Annotated in this window: 4 protein-coding genes and 1 pseudogene; all 5 read right to left on the bottom strand. The window is 65.5% G+C overall.

Features of this window, described 5'->3' with window-relative positions; all coding sequences use genetic code 11:
• Nucleotides 1–340: pseudogene (locus WB785_RS11905) on the bottom strand (ribonuclease E/G); the annotation flags it as partial.
• Nucleotides 341–646: 306 nt separating this feature from the next.
• On the bottom strand, nt 647–1051 hold the full coding sequence (gene ndk / locus WB785_RS11900) for a nucleoside-diphosphate kinase (protein ID WP_424079371.1): 405 nt from the start codon (nt 1049–1051) through the stop codon (nt 647–649).
• 99 nt (nt 1052–1150) lie between these two features.
• Complete coding sequence (locus WB785_RS11895) at nt 1151–1489, bottom strand: DUF4233 domain-containing protein (protein ID WP_424079373.1); 339 nt, start codon at nt 1487–1489, stop codon at nt 1151–1153.
• Between the two features lie 35 nt (nt 1490–1524).
• Nucleotides 1525–2931: a bifunctional tetrahydrofolate synthase/dihydrofolate synthase gene (gene folC, locus WB785_RS11890; RefSeq protein WP_424079369.1), complete on the bottom strand. Its 1407-nt coding sequence runs from the start codon at nt 2929–2931 to the stop codon at nt 1525–1527.
• A 32-nt stretch (nt 2932–2963) separates the two neighbouring features.
• A partial coding sequence (locus WB785_RS11885; RefSeq protein WP_424079368.1) for a valine--tRNA ligase occupies nt 2964–5155 on the bottom strand: 2192 nt, incomplete at its 5' end.

Here is a 5155-nt window from a genome sequence, read left to right as displayed (position 1 = left end):
TGTACTCGGGGCGGTCAGCGGGGTGCTCCGGGGTCTCCAGCATCAGCCGGGACTCGGGTTCATCCCCCGCAGCGGCCGTTTCCGGCTCGGTCGCGACGACCGCCCCTGCGGCGGTAGCCGGCGCGCTGCCCAGCAGCTCGCGCACCCGGACCGCGTCGACGCGGTCCACGGTGGAATGGGCGCTACGGACTCGCCCGTCGAGTTCGGCGAGAGCGTCGAGCACCTGTTTGCTGGTCGTCCCGAGCGCTCTGGCCAGCGAATGGACCCTCAGCCGGTCAGGCAGGTCCTCCTGCTGCGACGAGTCTTCTGGAAGCTCTGAGGATGGGCCACCGTCTATCACGTATTCTCCTCAAGCCCCCGGGCGCGTCCTTTGCGACGCGGCCACGCGAGGGCTTCGCTATACGTCCGGGTCACTTCTCCCGAACTTGTGATGGTCTCGCTCCGAGCGGCTCATGTCGAACACACTCGGCGCCGGTTGTGAATGATGGCTGGACACTCGGCGCCCGTATCGCGGTTCGCGGTGGTCGCGCTTGTCGAAGTCTTCATTCGGGCGTCCGCAGCCGGTCCGGCGACGTTCACCCGTTACTCAGTATCCCATACCCTCGGGGCGACTCGGACCAAGTGCACCGATCCGCGCGGTTAGGGCTTAAGAGAACCAGAGCCCGATCTCGCGCTGAGCCGACTCCGGTGAATCGGAGCCATGCACCAAGTTGAACTGCGTTTCGAGGCCGAAATCGCCACGGATGGTGCCGGGAGCGGCCTTCTCGACCGGATCGGTTGCGCCGGCCAGTTGGCGCACCGCCGCGATCGCCCGCGGCCCCTCGACGATCGCCGCCACCAGCGGTCCTGACGTGATGAACTCCAGCAGGGAACCGAAAAACGGCTTGCCGTCGTGCTCCGCATAGTGCTGGGCGGCCAGCTCATCGTCGATAACGCGCATTTCCAGCGCCGCGACAGCCAGGCCTTTGCGTTCGATGCGGCCGATGATCTCGCCCACCAGGCGCCGCTCGACCCCGTCGGGCTTGATCAACAGAAGAGTCCGCTCACTCATGTGCGCCACTCTCCCCCGCAAGCGGGAGGTGCCCCCACCTCATCGCTGATGTCTCTTAATGTCGCCGGCGCGCTCACGGCGGACAGCGTACCTGGCGAATCAGTCGGGGGGCGGCTGCTGGCCGGGCAATAGGCCGCGTCGCTGACGGCGCAGCACCTCGGCGCGCAAGTAAGCGATCAGCGCCCACACGCCGGCAAAGAGCAGCCCGATCAATCCCACGCCCGGGTACAGCAGGAAGCCGGCAATCAAGACCAGCTGCATGGCAAGGTCCAGCCAGATGGCCCACGACCGGCCCTGCAGCCCGGTGAGCAGGACCAGGATCACCGCCGAGCCGATCAGATATCCCAGTGCGACGGGGGAAAGACCGCCGCCGACAGCGCCGACCACCGGCACGGCCAGCAGCACCACGATCGCCTCCAGGATCAGCGTGCCCGCCATCACGCCGCGGAAGCTTTTCCACGGATCGGGCGTGGTCACGCCGGATCACGTCGGAACAACGTACGTGCCGCCCCGGCGGTGACCACCGAGCCGGTGATCACGATGCCGGTCCCGGACAACGCGTCCTCACCGACTTCCCCGCCGGCAAAGACGTCGTCAACCAGTGCGGTCGCGGTTTCGATTGCGGCAGGCAGGTTTTCGCACGCGATGACACGGTCGGGTCCGTACCACTGCTGCGCGGCCAGCTCCAGCGACTCCACGTCGAGAGCGCGCGGTGATCCGTTGTGGGTGACCACAATTCGATCAAGCACCGGCTCCAACACGGAAAGGATCCCGCCGACGTCCTTGTCGGCCAGCACACTGACAACCCCGACCAGGAACCGGAAATCGAACTCCTCACCCAGCGTTTGCGCCAATGCCGCCGCGCCGGCGGGGTTGTGCGCGGCGTCGATGAACACCGTCGGTGCGCTGCGCATCCGCTCCAACCGGCCCGGGCTGGTCGCGGCTGCGAACCCGGCCCGCACGGCATCGACATCGAGCTGACGCTGCGCGCCGGCACCGAAAAACGCCTCGACGGCGGCCAGCGCCACCACCGCGTTGTGGGCCTGATGTTCACCGTGAAGCGGCAAATACACATCGGAATACACCCCACCGAGGCCCTGCAACTGCAGCACTTGGCCACCGATGGCGATTTGGCGACCCAGTACGGCGAACTCGGATTCTTCGCGTGCGACCGCGGCGTCGGCGCGCACTGTTTGGGCCAGCAGCACCTCCATCGCCTCGGGTACCTGGCGGCCGATCACCGCTACGGTGTCGGGTGCGCCCTCAGGGGCCTTGTGGATGATGCCGGCCTTTTCGCCAGCGATCCCGGCGATGTCGGCACCGAGATATTTGACGTGGTCGACGCTGATCGGGGTGATGACCGCGACCGGCGCGTCGACCACATTGGTGGCGTCCCAACGGCCCCCAAGACCCACCTCGATGACCGCGACCTCGATCGGCGCATCGGCGAACGCCGCGAAGGCCATTGCGGTGAGCACCTCGAACTTGCTCATCGCCGGGCCTCCGGCATCCTGCGACTGCGCGTCGATCATCTGCACGAACGGCTCGATCTCGGAGTAAGTGGCCACGTACCGGGCTGGGCTGATCGGCTGTCCGTCGATGGCGATCCGCTCGACCGCCGATTGCAGATGCGGGCTGGTGGTCCGTCCGGTGCGCCGCTGGAACGCGGCCAGCAGCGCGTCGACCATGCGCGCCACCGAGGTCTTGCCGTTGGTGCCGGCGATATGAATCGACGGGTAGCCGCGCTGGGGTGAACCGAGAAGGTCCATCAGCGCGGTGATGCGAGTCAGGCTCGGCTCGATCTTGGTCTCCGGCCAGCGCTGGTCGAGCAAATGCTCGACTTGCAGTAAGGCCGCGATCTCATCGGGGGTTGGCACCATGCCGGTGGATCCTGGGTGGGGTGGCTCCAGGGTCACTGCAGGCCGGCCAACCTGGCCGTTATCCGGGCGGTTTCCTCGCGGGCCACGCGTTGACGCTCTCGTTGTTTGTCGACGACAGCGGCCGGCGCCTTGGCCATAAAGTCAGCGTTGCCTAATTTGGCTGTGGTGGAAGCCAATTCCTTCTGCGCGGCGGCCAAGTCCTTTTCCAGTCGACGACGCTCGGCCTCGACGTCGATGGTGCTCGAGGTGTCCAGTTCGACGACGACGATACCCCCGGCAAGGCCGACCTCAAGCGATGCCGACGGGCTGAATTCCGGGCCCGACTTGGTCAGCCAGGCCAGCGAGGCGACCGAGCCGATCTGAGTGCTTAGGTCGGCGGCGTCGATACCCGATAATCGGGCGGGCACTTTCTGCCGGTCCGCCAAACCCTGGTCGCTGCGAAAGCGGCGGATCTCGGTGACCAGCTTCTGCATGTCCGTGATCCGTTGCCCGGCAATGCTATCCAGGCTGATGCCGGACGACTTCGGCCACTCAGCTATCACTAGCGACTCTTGTCCGGTCAACGCCTGCCACAGCGCCTCCGTGATGAACGGGATCACCGGATGCAGCAACCGCAGCAGGGTGTCCAGCACGGCGGCCAGCACCGCGGTGGTGTGGGTTAGACCGTCGGCCAGTTGCGTCTTGGCCAGTTCGACGTACCAGTCGCAGAACTCATCCCAGGTGAAGTGGTAGAGCGCCTCGCAGGCGCGGCTGAATTCATATCCGTCGAAAGTCGAATCAACTTCGGCCCGAACCTCTTCCAGCCGCCCCAAGATCCAGCGGTCAGCATCAGTCAATTCGGCGGGATCAGGCAGCGGGGCCACGGCGGCACCGTTGAGCAACGCGAACCGGGTGGCGTTGAACAGCTTGGTGCCGAAATTCCGGGACGCCCGCACGTGATCTTCGCCGACCGCGAGATCGCCGCCGGGACTGGCGCCGCGGGCCAGGGTGAACCGCAAGGCGTCGGCACCGTAAATATCCAGCCAGTCCAGCGGATCAATGACGTTGCCCTTGGACTTACTCATTTTTCGGCCCGACTCGTCGCGGATAAGGCCGTGCAGGAAGATGTCGGTAAACGGCACCTGGGGACCTCGATTGCCGTCCTGCGTGATGGCGTCATCTCCGCCGACGAAGGTGCCGAACATCATCATCCTGGCCACCCAGAAGAAAAGGATGTCGTAGCCGGTCACCAAAACGCTTGTCGGATAGAACTTCTCCAGCTCCAGGGTTTTCGAAGGCCAGCCCAGAGTTGAGAACGGCCACAGCGCCGACGAGAACCAGGTGTCCAGGACGTCGGGGTCTTGCTCCCAACCGTCGGGCGGTGTCTCATCGGGACCGACGCACATCTGCTGACCCTCAGGGCCGTACCAGATCGGGATCCGGTGGCCCCACCACAGCTGCCGTGAAATGCACCAGTCATGCATGTCGTCGACCCAGGCGAACCAGCGCGGCTCCAGGCTGGCAGGGTGAATCACGGTGTCGCCGTTGCGGACTGCGTCGCCAGCGGCCTTGGCCAGCGATTCCACCCGGACCCACCACTGCAGCGACAGCCGCGGTTCGATCGGCTCCCCACTGCGCTCGGAGTGTCCGACGCTGTGCAGGTAGGGGCGTTTCTCCGCGACGATTCTGCCCTGTGCTGCAAGAGCTTCGCGAACGGCGACGCGGGCGTCGAAGCGGTCCATCCCGTCGAATTGTGTTCCTGTGTTGACGATCCGACCCTTAGTATCCATGATCGACGGCATCGGCAGCTCGTGCCGGAGTCCGATTTCGAAGTCGTTCGGGTCGTGGGCGGGCGTGACTTTGACTGCTCCGGTGCCGAATTCAGGGTCGACATGATCGTCGGCAACGATGATGAGCGCTCGGTCCAGGAAAGGGTGCGGCAGCGTGGTGCCGACCAGCTTTCGGTAGCGTTCGTCGTCGGGATGAACAGCGATCCCGGTGTCGCCCAGCATCGTCTCCACCCGAGTGGTCGCCACCACGATATGCGGCTCGGAATCGTCGAGCGAGCCGTACCGGAACGACACCAGTTCGCCTTCGACGTCTTCGTATCGGACCTCGAGGTCCGAGATCGCCGTTTCCAGCACCGGCGACCAGTTCACCAGCCGCTCGGCTCGATAGATCAGACCTGCGTCATAGAGCCGCTTGAAGATCGTGCGCACTGCCCGCGACAGCCCGTCGTCCATGG

Source organism: Mycobacterium sp., from assembly GCF_049585075.1.
Classification (GTDB): domain Bacteria; phylum Actinomycetota; class Actinomycetes; order Mycobacteriales; family Mycobacteriaceae; genus Mycobacterium.
This window is presented reverse-complemented; position numbering and strand designations above follow the sequence as displayed.

Coding starts and splice junctions, on each gene's coding strand:
- ndk (WP_424079371.1), bottom strand. CDS start 1,051: ATGAGTGAGCGGACTCTTCTGTTGATCAAGCCCGACGGGGTCGAGCGG.
- WB785_RS11895 (WP_424079373.1), bottom strand. CDS start 1,489: ATGGCGGGCACGCTGATCCTGGAGGCGATCGTGGTGCTGCTGGCCGTG.
- folC (WP_424079369.1), bottom strand. CDS start 2,931: ATGGTGCCAACCCCCGATGAGATCGCGGCCTTACTGCAAGTCGAGCAT.